Consider the following 18,103-nt stretch of genomic DNA (forward strand, 5'->3'; position numbering starts at 1 on the left):
TTTCAAGGTATGAACTTGAAATGTAGGAAACTTGCCCATAGATATGCTAGACTAATTATAAATAACTGGAGTTCTAAAGAATGAACAGAAATGAAGTCAACGTTCTTACACGACGTGGTGAATCAGTTCTATCTACTAATAAGGTATTACGCAATACCTACATGTTGCTAAGTTTAACTTTCTTATTTAGCGCCTTTACAGCCTATCTATCTTTTTCTTCTGGCGCGCGTCCCATGAACCCAATCCTAATGATAGTCGGTGTTTATGGTTTAATGTTTTTAACACAAGCATTAAGAAATAGCGTTTGGGGATTAGTAAGTGTTTTTGCCTTTACTGGTTTTCTTGGATACACCCTAGGCCCAATACTGAGCTATTACCTAACCAGTTTTTCCAATGGCCCACAGTTAGTGGCTACTGCTTTAGGTGGCACTGGAATGATTTTCTTTGCCTTATCAGGTTATGCCCTAACCACTAGGAAAGACTTTAGCTTTTTAAGCGGATTTTTATTCATAGGTACCATGGTTGCTTTATTAGCGATGGTGGCTGGTATTTTCTTTCAAATGCCTGCTTTACAATTAACCATCTCCGCCGTTTTTGTCCTCCTGTCTTCTGGACTAATTCTGCTCCAAACCAGTGAAATAATTCATAACGGTGAAACAAACTATATATCAGCAACTGTTGGTTTGTTTGTCTCAATATATAACTTGTTCGTCAGCCTGCTTAATCTGCTAAGTGCATTTTCAGGCCGCGATTAATATTATAACCGTCTCCTCTACCTGAATCCCGGCTTATGCCGGGGTTTTTTTATGCTCATTAGCCGTTCCAATGCCCTCTCCCTAGCCCTCACTGCCATTAAGTTAAGGGATTATTTAATGCCGAATTACCGTGGCATCGACCACGGTATCCATAACAGGAACCACATCATGGACCCTGCGGTCGAGACCGCGGGAACTTGAAATATCTTAACCTTAATGGCGGTGTCTCTAACCCTCTCCCCCGGTTTATTGGCGATTTCTAAACAAAACTCCTAGCGTGTGCGAGGAGATTTTTCGTGCCCTCGAACTATTGCTCCACTTCGTATCCCCTCGCCATCGAGGAAGAAGAGAAATCTACCTCATTAACTCCTTAGCCGGACGGTCATGGTAAATAGTCCATCCTATACTTATTGCTTGGCCTAACGTCAGCCTCGAATAAGGAAGTTAATGGGGACAAGCATCTCACCAGTTTGTTCGTGCTGAGGAGGAGCTTTTTTGCGCCATCTCGAAGCATATGCACAAAACATTTGTCTTGGTGGATACTTCGAGACGGGGTTCCCCCTCCGATGTAGGTGACATTCTTATCCGGACCTCACGTTAATCCAATGGACAGGAACTCATCCTACTTCTAAACTGACACAATTGTCCGACCTGTTACATCAATAACGGCAACTTGCATTATTACTTTAATACTGAAGGTCATTAGATTTCTTACGAGCGCTCTAAGGTAAGATTATTTAACTTAACCAACGATAAAGAGTGTTCCATATAGGCTGGCTGACGCAGTAATTGATTTTGGCATGTTCGTGGTGAGACAAATGTTCTCTTTTGAAATAATTTAATACTCTAGATCCATTATAAGATACATGATGAATGAGATGATGAATGCTAATGTACCATAAATAGCCGAAAGTTATTCCAGCAGCAAGCGCACACCCCAATTTAACACCCAGTACATTGATAAAAAGCAAATGAAACACAAATAAAATAATCGCAGTAACATAGGGAGGTGAAGAAATATAAGATTTTGGAAATTTATGGTGAATTAAATGAAGTCTAGTTATCGTTCTTATCTTGCCATGATAAACATAACGATGAAATCCATATTCAATCACAGCCCCATAGAGGATAACTCCCGCAATAAAACTCAAAATGACGAGGATATCAAAAACACAATAATTAATTATGTAAAATAAATCTCCTAAAACAATTAGCGGTAACAGAAAAAAATCCCCATAGTAATTAAATTTGTCCAATTTGCTTACAGCACTCCTATCGCTTCTTAGACTGTTCATATTAACTACCTTCGCCAATATAGGGTGTTTTCATTTTTTGCCACCTAAGCCAAGAAATCGGGACAGCTTGGTAACGACAGTAGAAATGTAAACAACCCCTCATTTAAATCCCTTTTATAATGAGTATACACTCATTAAGACAGCATGTGTGATAATTCCAGTCACCCAATCCATTTTATATAATGATTAACGTAGCATGATGCAATTTCCCTGTGCTTCTAATCTCTCTCCCTAGCGAAGTTATCCGTATTCGTAACGGACTTTCTCCTATAAAAGGTTATATAATAATCAATTTACTCAATAAAATGATATTCCATGGCTTATGCATTTAACTAGTATAAACGCTATAGAACCTACCATATGAACCGCAACCAATGTTGGCAAAAGCAGTCCAGAAAGACAATATGTTTGAGGTTCTCTGTCCTACGAATCATAATTTATAAGGATTTATTACTTGCGGCCTTTAATAACAATTGTCTCACCACTTTTATCTTGTTGTTGTGCAATGCCCCATCTTTCCATCCTAGATAAAAATAGTGGTTTGGATGATTTTTAGGATAATGCAGTATGACTAGTTTCTTATTTTTTAATATTTCTTGGCAAAAGTAGGAAGGAAGTACAGTAATTCCTAAACCGCCTGCAACAGCAGCCTCTATAGACCATAAGTCTTTAATCATTAAGGCTATGTGCCCACTAAAACTTTTATTAAATACCGTCTGAAAATATTCTTTAATAAACAATAAACTTTCGTCATAGGCAACCCATGGGAGCGCGTCTATAGACCGAGTATCCCCTCTTTTTAACTCCTCTTCTGATATCAGATCAATAAACTGAGGAGAGCCAACAAGATAATATTCTTGGTGAAATAAACGCTCAATAGTAATTCCTGGATGAACAACATGTGTGCAAAACTGTGCGAGATCCAACTCACCTTGCAATAGCTTTTCCAATAATACTTCACGGCCAATCTCAAAACGAATTTGAATCTTATGTTCGTTTAAACTCGAAATATAAGGAGCAAGAGCCGTAGCAAAAAATTCGGCAATTCCCCCTAAATAAACAATTCCTCCTTGAGAAAGTGACTTAGGTTTAAAGGCATTCCATATATTGTCTAAAATATCGACATGCGAACCAATGGAAAATGCCAATTGATGTGCTAAAGCCGTAGGCTCCAAAAATTTGCCTACTCGTCGAAATAATGTTTTTTGCAAATGCATTTCAAGATTTTTAATGTGCTGAGAAATCGCGGGTTGAGTCAGTGATAACTCTGCAGCGGCCTTAGTTTGTGATCCTGTTCTATAAACAGCAAGAAAGCTCTGAAACATTAAATGATGAGACATGATCTTTATATAAAAAAATTTATAGATGTCATAATAATTAATAATTTGTCAAATAGATATCCTTATCCTATAGTGCAGTAAATTTAATATCGGTTCGGGATAAGGAAAAATCATGAAAACAGATTTTTATACTCAGATTCATAAAGCCTTGCGTCACTGTTTATTTACCTTTTCCATACAAATTGGTAGCAGTGATTACACGTTACCCAGTGTTGGTCAGCATAATCATAATGATTTGATGCGTGTTTTAGATTTATTAAAACTTCATGCAGTTCATGAGGAGAAATTCCTTCATCCGCTAATCAAAAAAAAATTAAACCAAGTAGATGAGCTCAATCATGAGCATCAAATGCAAGAATCAGAATTAGTCGCGCTAGAGCAAGCCAGCTTAGAAATTATATGCTCTTCCGATAAACAAGAACGTATTTATAAAGGATTACTTTTTTATCGAAAACTCAACTGCTTTATTGCAAATTATTTGCGTCACCTTGAAGATGAAGAGTCTTTGACGCCTATAATTCAACAATCTTTTAGTGATCAAGAACTAATACACGCTCTTGAGACCCTTCTCAAAAGTTTCACTCAAGAAGAAATCTTAGATAGCATTACCTATATGTTACCTGCTTTAAATGTACAAGAACAACTCAACATGATGCAAAAAATTTTAGCAAAAGCGGAGGAACAAACCCGTGACCGAATGCTTAAACAGGCAAAAAACGCACTCTCTCCATTAAAGTGGAGGCAATTAAATACTAATTTAGGATAAGATCGCGAGACAATGTAGATACGGTCTTCTCCTAAACTCACCCAATGGAACAGGGTAAAGTCAGTTTAAATTAGCGTATATTCAATACTACAACACTCCAGGAATTATATCATCGCCAGTGCACCAATAACTCATATGCCTATACCTGAATATTGAAAACATAAATTAGAGAGACTTATAAAATTTTCCTTATCTTTAATATTGAAATTTTTTTGCTTAACCACATATATCCTATAACACCAATCATTTTATAAGGAGTTTATTATGAATAGCTTACGCCGTAATTATTTTCCAATTTATAAAGATTTTGGCTCGTTAATTGATAATTTCTTAAGTAGCCAAACTGATGATCTTACCTTTAGTGACTCAGGAAAATGGGCTCCTGCAGTAGATATAAAAGAAGAGAAAAACCAATTTCTTGTCATTGCCGATTTACCGGGAGTGGAAAAAGAAAATATCCATATTTCCTTGGAAAATAATATATTGACACTGCACGGTTCTCGTTCTGAGGAAAAACGTACAACTCAGGAAGGTTATAGCAGAGTTGAGCGTACACTGGGTCAATTCCATAGACAGTTTACCCTACCTCAAACTGCTGATGGTAATAAAGTCAGTGCCAAATATAAAAATGGCATTTTAGAAATAACCATTCCTAAAAAAGAACAAGCAGTGGAAAAAAGAATAGAAATTAAAATTGAGGAATAACGCATCGAATAAGAGTATTCTCGATAAAAAGATAATCCTTTTATATTGAATGCTACGAATAGGCTTCTGCATAAGATATGAATGTTGATAATAAATATCATACTCAAATCAGAGGCCTTCTCGTAACAATTGTATCGAAGAGCAAATCAAACAAGAAGCGTAGCAACTCCAATTCGATTGATGTAGCTAATTCATAAAATCAACTACCTTTTCATTATTTTAAAATCCTAATTGTCGGTAAAATTGTTTTCACAATACCAAAAAATTGTAGGATATAAATAATTAAAACAATCAAAACTAACACATTGAGCAGGCTTTTAATTGCTCCTGGCATAGGAATAAAAGCATTAATCAACCACAGAACTACGCCAAAAACGATAATAAGCGCGATTAAATTGAATAGATCGTTCATAAAACTTCCTTATTAAGTGACTGCTAAATTGAGTATAGCAAATATCCGCATCATTTGATTAAAAAAACCAAAAATGTAAATAGATTAAGATCTTCGATGAAAGTACAGCTGGTGGATGCTCTGATTCGTACAAATAACAGACCTCTTACATACCCTACAAAAGGCCTAATACAGGATATTACAATTAGTTATTAAGTGGCTTCACTTTATCTTTTAATAAATCACGAATTTCCGTTAACAATATTTCTTCGCGAGATAACTTTGGAGGGTGTTCTTCTTCGTTTTTCTTTAAAAGATTCACCAATTTTATAGCTAAAAAAATGGCAAGGGCAATGATTGTAAAATCAATAACACTTTGCAGAAAACTACCCCATTTAACGACTGCGTCCCCTACAGTAAGTGATTTATTAGCGATATTAACTCCACCGAGCAGTAAGCCTACTAAAGGCATCACTATCCCATCAACTAACGAAGCAACAATTTTGCCAAATGCAGCCCCTACGACGACAGCAACAGCTAAATCGACTACATTACCTCTCATTGCGAATTGTTTAAATTCTTTTAAGAAACTCATCTCGTGCTCCTTGTATCAGCGCTACTTTAAATTACTTTATCTCAAATCAAGATTTTTCTTAAGAGGTTTTACTCTTTTGCCACGCATCATGGAATCCGGTAGTGGGATCGGAGCTCAATGTCGGGCAATTTGTTGCCCGACGAGGCTAAGCTCCTGAATAACCTTATCCTTCTCCCTCGCCTCCCTTAATCCCACAACGTACTGCCATCTTCGATCCCCGCGGCATTAAATAATCCCTTAACTTAATGGCAGTGACCCGACAAAGCACTGCAAATAACTACGCCCCCTTTATCATTTCCTTTATTTGCTTTATTTTTTCTGGCAAATTATCTGGAACTACTCCTCCTCCTTGAGCCATATCATCTCTGCCCCCTCCTTTTCCACATAGATGACGAACTAAGGTAGCGGCGGTAGGCGCTTTTCCTAAAATATTTTTACTGACTCCGGCGATAACATTCATTTTATTATCATCTACCGTGAATAAAACAATCACAGCGGAATCCAAGGAAGATTTAAGTTTATCTAAGGTCGTTCTCAATGTTTGACTATCCATACCATCGAGTTGTTTTATCAACAAATTAACTCCATGGACCGATTCTACTTCAGCTAAAAGATCCGCACCAGATTTTTGGGCTTTTTCACTTAACAACTTAGTAATTTCTTTCTCTTGGTTTTTATTATCTACAAGCAACTGTGTTACCTTATCTCGTAAACTGCCGACTGTAGTTTTCAGATTTTGAGCCAGTTCACCTAAAAGATCTTGCTGCTCGTTAACCCAAGCCAAAGCATAACTACCAGTAACCATATCTATACGTCGTACACCACTAGCAATACCATATTCAGCGACGATTTTAAATAAGCCTATATCTCCTGTTCTACGAGCGTGTGTCCCACCACAAAGTTCTTTTGAAAAATCCCCCATGGATAACACACGAACAGAATCAGCATATTTCTCCCCAAATAGGGCAACAGCTCCGCTCTTCTTGGCTGTATCTATATCCATAATCTGCGTGACAACTTCATTATTCTGCCGAATTTGTTCATTCACTAATAATTCAATTTGTCTAACTTGTATAGGAGTTAATGCTTCAAAATGAGAAAAATCAAAACGAGCTCGTTCTGCTTCGACCAAAGAACCTTTTTGTTGCACTTGCGGGCCTACTATGGTTTTCAAGGCCGCATGCAATAAGTGAGTCGCAGTATGATTCAAACGAATAGCCTCACGTCTCACATTATCTATTTGCGCTTTAACCCCTTGATTTAAAATCAATGTCCCTTCAAGAACCTCACCATAGTGCACTATAGCAAGGCCTACTTTTTGAGTATCATCAACACGGAAACTAAATTCCTTTCCAGCAAGAATACCTTTATCACCAGCCTGTCCACCACTTTCGGCATAAAAAGGCGTATGATCAAGAATAACAGCCCCCTTAACACCTTTACTTAAGGTTTTGACCTCAACCCCGTCTTCTAACAATCCGATTATCTTGCCATCAGCAATTTCCTTTTCATAACCATGAAACTCTGACTTATGATCTAACTGGGACGTCGCATGATAATCTGTAGTAAATTGGCTTGCTGCTTGCGATTGCTCTCTTTGCTGTTGCATTAATTGACTAAAACCTTCCATATCAACATGCAAACCTTGTTCACGCGCTATATCGGCAGTCAAATCAGCAGGGAAACCATAAGTATCATATAACTTAAACGCGATAGAACCAGGTATCTCATCCCCACCCATGGTATGCATTTGTTCTTGTAACAAACGTAATCCTTGCTCCAAAGTACGAGCAAATTGATTTTCTTCCTGTGCCAATATTTTTTCTATATGTTCCTTTGCAGTACCCAACTCAGGGTATGCATCACCCATAACATCAATCAAGGGCTGAACTAATCGTGAAAAGAATGAATTAGATAAACCTAATTTATTGCCATGTCTTACTGCTCTGCGAATAATTCTTCTGAGTACATAACCACGCCCTTCATTTCCTGGTATTACCCCATCGGCAATCAAGAAAGAGCAAGAGCGAATATGATCCGCGATTACTTTTAAAGAGGTGTGGTTTAAATCAATATTATTTCCGAGTTTAGCGATAGATTTAATCAAATATTGGAACAAATCGATCTCATAATTGCTATGAACCCCCTGCACCACAGCGGCAAGTCGCTCTAGCCCCATACCAGTATCAACAGAAGGTTTAGGTAATGGGTGCAAGTGTCCATCTTTGTCTCTGTTATATTGCATGAACACTAGGTTCCAAATTTCGATGTATCGATCACCATCTTCTTCAGGACTTCCTGGGGGTCCACCCGCGATTTTAGAACCGTGATCGTAAAAAATTTCTGTGCAAGGACCACAAGGACCTGTATCGCCCATAGACCAGAAATTATCCTTTTCCCCACAACGAGAAAATCGCTCGGGAGAAACACCTATTTCTTTAAGCCAGATGTCTTCCGCCTCTTGATCTTCCCTATAAACAGTAACCCATAGACGATCTTCTGGTAAACGTAGTACGGTAGTTAAAAAATCCCAGGCAAATTGGATTGCTTCTCGTTTAAAATAGTCGCCAAAACTAAAATTACCTAACATTTCAAAAAATGTATGGTGTCTTGCTGTATAACCTACATTTTCTAAATCATTATGCTTTCCACCCGCGCGAACACAACGCTGAGCAGTCACTGCGCGGTGATAAGGGCGTGTTTCAAGACCTAAAAATAAATCTTTAAACTGCACCATTCCTGCATTAGTAAATAATAGAGTTGGATCATTAGCAGGAATCAATGAACTGGATTCTACTAGTTGATGACCACGTTGTGTAAAATAATCAAAGAATGCCCGTCTAATTTCAGAACTTTTCATGTTTACTACTTACCAGTTAAGTTAATTAAATCTATAGAGTACTTAAACCTACTCTAAAAAATCATTTCAATGTTTTGACCACTTGCGCGATGATATCCATTGTAAATCCTCGATAAAGCAAAAAAGTTTGCAGCTTTTGCATCTCGTCAAAAGATAAATCTTTTTTTCCTCTACTCTTTTTTTCCCATACCTTCACTGCATGAGCCAGCCAATTATCCTTTTCTTGCTCTAATTTTTCGAGAATGAGCTCCTTATCAAGACCTTTTATTTTCAATTCCTGACTAATTTTTAAAGGTCCATAGCCTTGGCGAAGACGCGAATTGGTATAATTCTCAACAAAACGGCTATCACTCTGTAAACCAAGACGTTGACACGCTTCTAATGCATTCTTGGCTTCTTTCTGACTAAATCCTTTTTGTTCTAACTTATCACATAACTCCAAAGCGCCGTGCTCACGCCTGGTTAACAGGCGTAAGGCACTTTCAAATGCTTCAGTCATTACATAGTCTCTAAGTCTTCTTCATCTGTAGTAGCTAGCATAGGTAATTTATTTTCTAGCAATTCACTCCTAATCTGCCGCTCAAGTGTTTCTGCCACTTGTGGGTTTTCTTTGAGATAAAGGCGGACATTATCTTTACCTTGACCAATTTTTTCTTGCTTGTAACTATACCAAGCTCCTGATTTTTCAATCAGATTCAATTGAACACCTAAATTGATGATCTCACTTTCGCGGGAAATACCTTCATTATATAAAATATCAAATTCAGTCATCTTGAAAGGAGGAGCCACTTTATTTTTAACTACTTTCACACGTGTCTCACTACCTAATATTTCTTCACCCTTCTTAATTGATCCTATGCGGCGAATATCCAAACGAACCGATGCATAAAACTTAAGTGCATTACCGCCTGTTGTTGTTTCTGGGCTACCAAACATAACACCAATTTTCATCCTAATTTGGTTAATAAAAATAACCAAAGTATTAGAACGTTTAATATTTGCTGTTAATTTACGTAAAGCCTGTGACATCAATCGGGCTTGTAAACCAACATGAGAGTCACCCATTTCCCCTTCAATTTCAGCCTTAGGTGTTAAAGCAGCGACCGAGTCAATGATGATTACATCAACGGCAGAAGAACGCACCAGCATATCAGTGATTTCCAGAGCTTGCTCCCCTGTATCAGGCTGAGAAACCAACAACTCATCAACATTCACCCCTAGCTTTTGCGCATAGCTTGGATCTAAAGCATGTTCCGCATCAATAAATGCTGCTGTCCCACCCATTTTTTGGCATTCAGCAATGACTTGAAGTGTTAATGTAGTTTTACCAGAGGATTCAGGACCATATATTTCAACGACACGCCCTTTAGGTAAACCGCCAATGCCTAGTGCGATATCAAGACCTAATGACCCCGTAGAAATAGCTTCTATATCACGAGATACTGTACTATCACCCATACGCATTACCGAACCTTTGCCAAATTGGCGTTCGATTTGCGAAAGAGCCGCTGCTAGTGCTTTTTGTTTATTCTCTTCCATAATTTCACCCAAATAATAATATAAGGCGAAAATTATCACACAGATAAGGGTAAGCAGCAAAGTGATTAATTACTAATTAATTGAATTTTATTCAGCAAGCCATGCAAGGCCTCTTGGCATGAAGCAATACGAATATCCTGCCTTGTTCCGTGAAATTGTCTTTTTACAGTCAGTGGTAAACCTTCGCGCGTAGCCCAAGAAAGGCATACAGTACCAACTGGCTTCTCTATAGTGCCTCCATCAGGACCAGCAATACCCGTAACAGATACGGCAATATCACCTGCGCTATGTTGTATGGCGCCAATAGCCATAGCCTGAGCAACTTCCTCGCTCACCGCGCCAAATTGGTCTATTAGTTCCTTAGGAACACCTAACATATCCTGCTTTGCTAAGTTGCTGTAGGTAACAAAACCGCGCTCAAACCAGTTAGAACTACCAGGAATTTCCGTGAGATAACTGGCAATTAATCCACCAGTACATGATTCTGCTGTAACTAGTTGCCAATTGCGTCTCTTTAAAAGTGACGCTATTTCTTGAATTATTCCTGCGAATTGACTCATATTAGTACACCCTATTATCACTTTGAGTATGTTCTTTCATATTGAGCATAAGCTAAAGATAATAAAGAAAATACCCAAGCTCCTAAAGTACGCTCTGGTTCGATAAATAAAATGCCGCGGTATGCTCGCGGCATTTTAACATTCTAAAAATGTGTTACATTATAAATTATCAGCCCACTCTAGTGGTGTTGAGTATTGTCAGTTTTAGCTGGAGTAGGAGCTGGGGTAGTGGTCCCTGTTTTATCTGCGGCAGGCTTAGGTGTGTTATTCTCACCGCAAGCAGCTAAAGCCAGACCTAAAATACAAGTTGCAGCAATCATAGCTAAACGATTCATTACCATTCTCCTTAAGATAACATTTTATTTTAAATCATTTTAAGTGTAGCAAATAGTATCATTAAATGAAGTATTTATTTGCAATTCGTCCTCTTTTTCATCCCATCAGCAAACAGGCCGTGCGAATTCTTGAATACTCTTCTCATTACTGACTTATAACTATGAGTTTGTTAGAATCACCGCAATTCAATTATAGCAACCCCTTATGAAGACTTCTCATACCCCAATGATGCAACAATATTTACGCATCAAATCTGAATACCCAGACATGCTTTTATTTTATCGTATGGGCGATTTTTATGAATTATTTTTCGATGATGCGAAGCGTGCATCTCAATTATTAGACCTAACTCTAACTCATAGAGGTCAATCTGCTGATAAACCAATTCCTATGGCAGGTGTCCCCTACCATGCAGTAGAAAATTACTTGGCTCGACTCATTAAAAAAGGAGAGTCTGTAGCAATTTGTGAGCAGATAGGCGACCCGGCTACAAGCAAAGGCCCCGTTGAACGACAGGTAACCCGTATTATCACGCCAGGCACAGTAACTGATGAAGCGCTCCTTGATGCAAGAAAAGATAACCTTTTAGTAGCGCTACACCAACTCAAGCAAAAAATAGGCCTAGCCTGGGTTGATTTAAGTAGTGGCCGTTTTCACTTACTCGAACTGCAAGAAAACAATCAACTAGCAGCAGAACTAACACGATTACAACCCGCAGAACTTCTGCTACAAGAATCATCACCTCTATACGACCATTGCAGCCATTTTCCTGTAAAAACTAGACCTGGATGGGAATTTAACGCAGATAGTGCTCGTAAATTATTATGCGATCAATTTACAACCAAAGATTTAACGGCATTTGGGGAGCAAGAATACCCTACAGCATTAATTGCGGCCGGAGCCTTACTGGCCTATTTACAAACGACTCAAAAGCAAGCGCTACCTCATCTATCCGCCATAACTCTTGAGAATTCACAAGAATATCTGCAATTGGATGCGGCAACACAAAAACACTTAGAGTTATTTGAAAATGTTCAGGGTAAAAACGAGCATTGTTTGCTCTCAGTACTAGATCATACGGCTTGTGTCATGGGAAGTCGCTTATTAAAACGTTGGATAGGAAGGCCGTTAAAGCAACAGCATTTAATTCAAGCGCGTCAAGAAGCAATTAGAGAAATCATCAATTATCAGCAAGATGTATCGCTACATCAATTTTTAAAACAAATCTGTGACATAGAACGAATCGTATCACGCATTGCTCTAAAGTCTGCTCGTCCTCGTGATCTCATCGCCTTGCGCCATACCTTAGGCATACTTCCTGAGCTGAACTCCTCTATACAAAAAAATGCGGCACCGCTAATTACGCAGCTGAAACAACATATTACTCCATTACCAATACTCTTAGAATTGCTCAATTCAGCAATTGTAGAAAATCCACCCGTATTGATTCGTGATGGAGGCGTTATAGCGGCTGGTTTTGATGAGGAGCTGGATGAGTTAAAAACTCTCAGTACCAATGCTAATGAAACCTTGCTGAAACTGGAGCAAGATGAAAAAGAACGTACTGGTCTATCAACCTTAAAATTTGGTTTCAACAGCGTTCAGGGCTTTTATATTGAGCTGTCTAAATCACAGTCAGAAAAAGCCCCTGTCCATTATCAAAGAAAACAAACTTTAAAAAATGTAGAGCGCTACATTACACCTGAATTAAAGATTTTCGAAGAAAAAGTACTATCCGCCCAAACTAAAGCCTTAGCTAGAGAAAAATGGTTGTATGACAACTTACTCATTGAAATTCAGAATTATATGTCTGAATTAACACATCTGGCTCAAGCCTTAGCATCATTGGATGTATTAGTTACTCTGGCGGAACGAGCTCAAAGTTTTAATTGGAAAAGCCCCCGATTAGTCCCCACTCCAGGCATTACCATCCAAGGAGGGCGTCATCCTGTTATCGAACAATTACTCCAAGAACAGTTCATTGCTAATGATCTTCATTTGCAACCTGATCAAAATATATTATTAATTACAGGCCCCAACATGGGGGGTAAATCCACCTACATGCGTCAAACTGCATTGATAGTCCTCTTGGCTTACATAGGTAGCTTTGTACCCGCTGAATCAGCAATTATAGGCCCGATAGACCGAATTTTTACTCGTATAGGTGCTAGCGATGATCTGGCCTCAGGGCGCTCTACATTTATGGTGGAAATGACGGAAACGGCTCAAATTTTGAGACAAGCAACAGCAGAAAGCCTAGTTTTAATTGATGAAATTGGACGGGGCACCAGTACTTATGATGGAATGGCCTTGGCTTACGCCTGCTGCACTTATTTAGCAACGGTCATTAAAGCCTATACTTTATTTTCTACTCATTATTTTGAACTAACCAGCCTTCCCAAAGAGTGGCCTTGTATCCGTAATGTACACTTACAAGCGTCTGTAAATACAGGGCGAATTGTATTTTTATATCGCGTTGAAGAAGGTCCTGCTGATCGCAGTTATGGCCTTGAAGTTGCTGCTCTAGCTGGCATTCCAACAGAAGTATTAAAACTGGCGCATGCTCATTTAAATCTAATGCAAGAGCCAAAGCAAGCATTCAGTCCTCAGTCCGTTTCAATACCATTGGTTTCGCCCATAGTAACAACACTAGCTAAAGTTGATCCCGATAAACTCTCTGCAAAACAAGCTTTGGATTTAATTTATCAATTAAAAAATATGGAGGCAGCGGATGCTACTTAATCATACCAGCATCACATGAATAAATTAGTTTATCTGATATTTTTTATTGTCTGTTTTCCATTGTTTGCAGCAAGCACTACGCCGGCTTCTCTTGATATCAAAGGAGTCACCGGTAAGGTGCTGGCTAATGTTGAAAAGCGTCTTAATGAGTTACAGGAAATAAAACCATTAGATGAACTCAGTTTAGATGACTTACGCACTCAGGTAATGAAGGCTATAGAACCATTTGGCTATTTCAAAGCAGATATCGATATAAAAACACTCGATAAAAAGAGAGTATCCATCTTTATTAATCCTGGTAATCAAATTCATATTACTTCTTTACGTGTTGAACTAATCGGCGAAGGCGCAAAAAATCCACTGATACTTAAAACAGTAAAGCAAATACCATTACACGTAGACGATCCGCTATTTACAGAAACTTATAACCAAGCCAAACAAAATATTATTAACACAGCAGAAAACTTGGGGTATTTGCATGGTTCATTTAAAAAAGCTGAAATTTTAGTAGATGAAAATGTAAACACGGCCGCTATTACCCTTATTTTTGACACAGGCCCGCTCTACTATTTTGGTCAGATACAATTTGATCCTACAAACATCAATCCTGATTTACTACATCGCTTTGTGCCATTTAAGCACGGTCAACCTTATTCCACAGATGAAATTCTTAAATTTAATAATTATCTTTCCGCTAGTGGATATTTTAGTTCTGTACTTGTGAAGCCACAAATCACTGATTCTCAGACCGTTCCAGTTCTAGTGCATTTACAGCCTGTACACAAATATACTTATACTGTAGGAGCCGGTTATGGAACAGATACTGGGGTGCGTGGTAGAGCAGGTCTTAATATAATACCTGTCAATAAATACGGACATAAATTTAATGCCTTAGCACAAGGCTCGTTTACTCAAAATGCATTTCAGGCGCAATACATAGTCCCAGGTAAAAATCCCATATCCGATCAATACAGCCTTACCGGTAATTTTTCCAATTTAAATTACACTAGCGGTTACAGTAATGCCTTTCTTATATCCCTTGCTCAGCAGCATAAAGTAAAGTCATTTAAGCGAGTATTATCACTTAACAGCCTTTATGAAGGATTTCATTACACCTTACAGACGAATAACTATCAGCATATGCTCTATCCTAAAGCGGCTTTTTCATTCAACAAAACAGCAGATGCACTATTTACTCCATCAGGTTATAACATTACCTTAAACGGTTTAGGAGCTGGCCACTTCACCATATCCAAGATCAACTTTGTACAAGCATCCCTAGATGCCAAAGCAGCGTACATGATAGAACCATGGCGTTTACGTCTCTATGGACATACCATTCAAGGATTCACTGCGACCAGCAATATTAATCAGCTTCCCCTGTCCCTAGCGTTGCTCTTAGGGGGAACGGACAATTTGAAAGCCTATAGTTTTAACTCCATAGGTCCAGGAAGAATCATCACTTATACTGGCTTCGAAATTCAAAAGGAAATCAAAAAAAATTGGTACCTGGTAGGATTTGCTGATTCAGGAGATGTTTATAATCCCATAGCCAGAGCAATGAAATATGATGCAGGTGGTGGCTTGATGTGGGTTTCACCTATTGGTCCGATTAAAGTTGGAGTGGCGCAACCCATAACCAATAGACTACAAAGAGTTGATGGAAGTAGCCCTCGCTTGGTCGTTAGCATGGGGCCAGACTTATGATAAAATTGATCAAAAAAGCGTTCTATAGCGTCTTAATCTTCATAATCCTTGTAGGGAGTCTCTTATCCTTTCTCCTTACGACGACGCCAGGTTTGTATACGCTTATCAAAATAAGTAGAGCCTATTTGCCCGGATCCCTGAAAGTACAGCAGCTAAGCGGCACTGCATTCAAACAATTTAGCGTGAAAAAAGTAGACTATAAAATAAATCAAACAACCATAACTATAAAAAATCTAACCGTTAATTGGCAGCTACTATCACTTTTACAAAATAAATTAATAATCAATAAGTTAAATGCGAAGTCCATAGAAATTCAACAGGAAAAACCTATCGTTTACATAGAACAAGTTGCCCTAAGTGGACAAATAAAGAAAACGGGCTTAGCAATAGACTCATTACGATTTAATTACTTAGATCAAATCATTACCAGCCGATTGCAAATAGGCTTCGATTCTCTTACTCAATTAACGGCTAAATTAAAATTAAATCCTGATACTAAAAATCCCGAGATATTCACTGGAGCTTTAGATATAGGAGGGGATCTCAATCACCTGCAGTGGACTGGTGATTTTCATGGCCCAGCATCATTATCCCTCAATGGAAATCTAACAAAATTAGCTCGACTTGAGCAAACGATAAAATGGCATAATGTCCAATGGCAGAAGGATCCTCAAACCATAATCAATAGCCCAGAAGGAAGGCTTACTCTTTCAGGAACCTTACCTGATTTAAATGTCACCTTAACCTCTAAAATCAATAAAGCACCAAATGAACATTGGCAAATCGCGTCAACGATTCATGGAACCATTCCCTGGAAATGGTATTTCGATATCAATATCTCACAACCTATGGAATCATCTTCTAAGCATGAAGGTTTATATACTAGCCTTTCTGCAAAAGGAAAAATTACAGCAAGTAACCAAGGCGATATGATCATAACCTTAAAGCCTGGCCATTATGAGATGCCTGATGACAGTCCAATACCTTCATTAGAATTCCAAGGCGGAACGCTGGGTATCATTCTTTCACCACAACAATTAGCAGGAAAAGGCTCTATAGCTATAGATGAAAACAAAAAGTTAACTCTGGCCTTTAAGCTCCCCAAATTTGATCTAAATCAAGGCTTAGTTGCTCGCCAGCCGATCAACGCCGATTTATCCCTTATAGTTAATTCATTTGAATTTTTACAAAGTCTCAGCTCTGAAATCAATAATCCCAAAGGACAATTAACTGCCTCATTACAAGCTACAGGGACTTGGAACAAAAAGATTATTAAAAGTACCCTTACATTAAGCCAAGGTCGTGTAGATCTTCCGGGATTAGGTCTTAAGCTTAATTCAATGCAATTTATTGCTCATGCTCAAGGACAACAATGGGAAGCAGAAGGTTCTATTTCTTCAGAAAATAAAAAATTAAACATCAAGGGTAAAGGCCCTCTTGGTGCTTCATTCGGTGGCGATTTATCACTAATTGGGACCGATTTCCCTGTGATGAATACCAAAGAATTCCAAGTTAAAGTATCACCCCAAGTCGCCTTGAATATCTCCTCGTCAGGATTAAAGATTAGCGGATCAATTCTAGTTCCCTTCGCTCACATACAACCACAAACATTCAACAACAGCATTTCTTTATCCGATGATGTAGTCTTTAAAACTCCAAATGAAACGCCCTCTACCCCATTCAATACCAACATGAATCTACATGTAGAAATGGGCAATGATGTAGAGCTAACCTACAAAGGATTACATGCAACATTGATTGGATCGGTCAATCTCACTCAACTGCCTCAAGGTCCGGTGAATGCAACTGGAGAATTAACGGTTAAAAAAGGACAATATAAAGCATATGGGCAAGATCTGACTATAGAACAAGGGCAACTCATTTTCACTGGTGGACGCTTGGATAATCCCGGAATTAATGTAAGAGCATCCAAAAAAATTGATACCACTACAGCCACAACCCCTGGATCGAATCAGCCTTTTGATTTCAATAATGATAATCTGCAAAACGCTAATGTTCGTGGTAATATCAGCGTAGGAGTTGAAGTATCAGGACGTTTGACCGAACCCAAAATATCACTATTTTCGAATCCCTCTATCCTTTCTCAAGCCGATATACTGTCCATGCTTGTATTAGGACGTCCAGCCAGTCAAGCCAATAAAGCAGGCGGACAGTTACTGATGGCGGCAATCTCTTCGATGAATTTAGGTGGTGGAACTAATGGTGCTCAACTTTTAGAACAGCTAAAAAAGAACCTAGGATTCGATGTAAATGTGCAAACAACCAGTAATTACAATTTGGCAACTAATCAGATTACTGACTCAACAGCCGTTGTAGTAGGTAAATCTATTTCCAAAAAGATTTATGTAAGTTATAACGTAGGCTTATCTCAAAACGATCCCAACGTGCTTACTTTGAAATACTTACTTAATAAATTTTACAGTATCCAAATCAGCAGCAGTACCACGAGTAGCGGCATTGATATTTTATATACCTCTAATAAATAAGGATA

At 38.4% G+C, this 18,103-nt stretch carries 15 protein-coding genes; 6 read left to right on the top strand and 9 right to left on the bottom strand.

The window, feature by feature from the left end:
• Window positions 1-80: 80 nt before the first annotated feature.
• Complete coding sequence (locus LFA_RS08680) at window positions 81-755, top strand: Bax inhibitor-1/YccA family protein (RefSeq protein ID WP_045095844.1); 675 nt, start codon at window positions 81-83, stop codon at window positions 753-755.
• Between the two features lie 737 nt (window positions 756-1,492).
• Here the strand turns inward: LFA_RS08680 and LFA_RS08685 are convergent.
• Window positions 1,493-2,050: a sterol desaturase family protein gene (locus LFA_RS08685; RefSeq protein WP_045095845.1), complete on the bottom strand. Its 558-nt coding sequence runs from the start codon at window positions 2,048-2,050 to the stop codon at window positions 1,493-1,495.
• A 437-nt stretch (window positions 2,051-2,487) separates the two neighbouring features.
• Window positions 2,488-3,390 (bottom strand): LysR family transcriptional regulator, encoded by a 903-nt coding sequence (locus tag LFA_RS08690; protein ID WP_045095846.1) that lies wholly within the window; start codon window positions 3,388-3,390, stop codon window positions 2,488-2,490.
• Between the two features lie 112 nt (window positions 3,391-3,502).
• Between LFA_RS08690 and LFA_RS08695 the strand changes: the two genes are divergently transcribed.
• Both LFA_RS08695 and LFA_RS08700 read left to right on the top strand, forming a co-directional pair.
• Window positions 3,503-4,156, top strand: a complete 654-nt coding sequence (locus tag LFA_RS08695; protein WP_045095847.1) for a hemerythrin domain-containing protein — start codon at window positions 3,503-3,505, stop codon at window positions 4,154-4,156.
• Window positions 4,157-4,420: 264 nt separating this feature from the next.
• On the top strand, window positions 4,421-4,861 hold the full coding sequence (locus LFA_RS08700; RefSeq protein WP_045095848.1) for an Hsp20/alpha crystallin family protein: 441 nt from the start codon (window positions 4,421-4,423) through the stop codon (window positions 4,859-4,861).
• Between the two features lie 214 nt (window positions 4,862-5,075).
• Here the strand turns inward: LFA_RS08700 and LFA_RS08705 are convergent, their stop codons facing one another.
• From LFA_RS08705 to LFA_RS19840, 7 genes are all read right to left on the bottom strand, one after another.
• On the bottom strand, window positions 5,076-5,273 hold the full coding sequence (locus tag LFA_RS08705; protein ID WP_045095849.1) for a Thivi_2564 family membrane protein: 198 nt from the start codon (window positions 5,271-5,273) through the stop codon (window positions 5,076-5,078).
• Between the two features lie 184 nt (window positions 5,274-5,457).
• Complete coding sequence (gene mscL, locus LFA_RS08710) at window positions 5,458-5,847, bottom strand: large-conductance mechanosensitive channel protein MscL (protein ID WP_045095850.1); 390 nt, start codon at window positions 5,845-5,847, stop codon at window positions 5,458-5,460.
• A gap of 277 nt (window positions 5,848-6,124) precedes the next feature.
• Complete coding sequence (gene alaS, locus LFA_RS08715) at window positions 6,125-8,707, bottom strand: alanine--tRNA ligase (protein WP_045095851.1); 2,583 nt, start codon at window positions 8,705-8,707, stop codon at window positions 6,125-6,127.
• Window positions 8,708-8,768: 61 nt separating this feature from the next.
• Entirely contained in the window at window positions 8,769-9,206 is a 438-nt protein-coding gene (gene recX, locus LFA_RS08720) for a recombination regulator RecX (RefSeq protein WP_045095852.1), read from the bottom strand.
• On the bottom strand, window positions 9,206-10,246 hold the full coding sequence (gene recA, locus LFA_RS08725; RefSeq protein WP_045095853.1) for a recombinase RecA: 1,041 nt from the start codon (window positions 10,244-10,246) through the stop codon (window positions 9,206-9,208). Before recA ends, recX begins: the two co-directional genes overlap by 1 nt.
• A gap of 65 nt (window positions 10,247-10,311) precedes the next feature.
• Window positions 10,312-10,806 (bottom strand): CinA family protein, encoded by a 495-nt coding sequence (locus LFA_RS08730; protein ID WP_045095854.1) that lies wholly within the window; start codon window positions 10,804-10,806, stop codon window positions 10,312-10,314.
• 179 nt (window positions 10,807-10,985) lie between these two features.
• Window positions 10,986-11,141: a hypothetical protein gene (locus LFA_RS19840; protein ID WP_157010329.1), complete on the bottom strand. Its 156-nt coding sequence runs from the start codon at window positions 11,139-11,141 to the stop codon at window positions 10,986-10,988.
• A gap of 205 nt (window positions 11,142-11,346) precedes the next feature.
• On the opposite strand from LFA_RS19840, the gene mutS reads away from it, so the two are divergent.
• The 3 genes from mutS to LFA_RS08745 all read left to right on the top strand — a co-directional run bounded on the left by mutS (window position 11,347) and on the right by LFA_RS08745 (window position 18,098).
• The gene (mutS, locus tag LFA_RS08735) at window positions 11,347-13,884 is read left to right on the top strand and encodes a DNA mismatch repair protein MutS (protein WP_045095855.1); all 2,538 of its coding nucleotides are present in this window, start codon (window positions 11,347-11,349) and stop codon (window positions 13,882-13,884) included.
• A gap of 15 nt (window positions 13,885-13,899) precedes the next feature.
• Entirely contained in the window at window positions 13,900-15,591 is a 1,692-nt protein-coding gene (locus LFA_RS08740) for an autotransporter assembly complex protein TamA (RefSeq protein ID WP_045095856.1), read from the top strand.
• A 125-nt stretch (window positions 15,592-15,716) separates the two neighbouring features.
• On the top strand, window positions 15,717-18,098 hold the full coding sequence (locus LFA_RS08745; RefSeq protein ID WP_231865828.1) for a translocation/assembly module TamB domain-containing protein: 2,382 nt from the start codon (window positions 15,717-15,719) through the stop codon (window positions 18,096-18,098).
• Window positions 18,099-18,103 lie beyond the last annotated feature (5 nt).

Origin of the sequence: Legionella fallonii LLAP-10, from assembly GCF_000953135.1 — a bacterium.
GTDB lineage: Bacteria > Pseudomonadota > Gammaproteobacteria > Legionellales > Legionellaceae > Legionella > Legionella fallonii.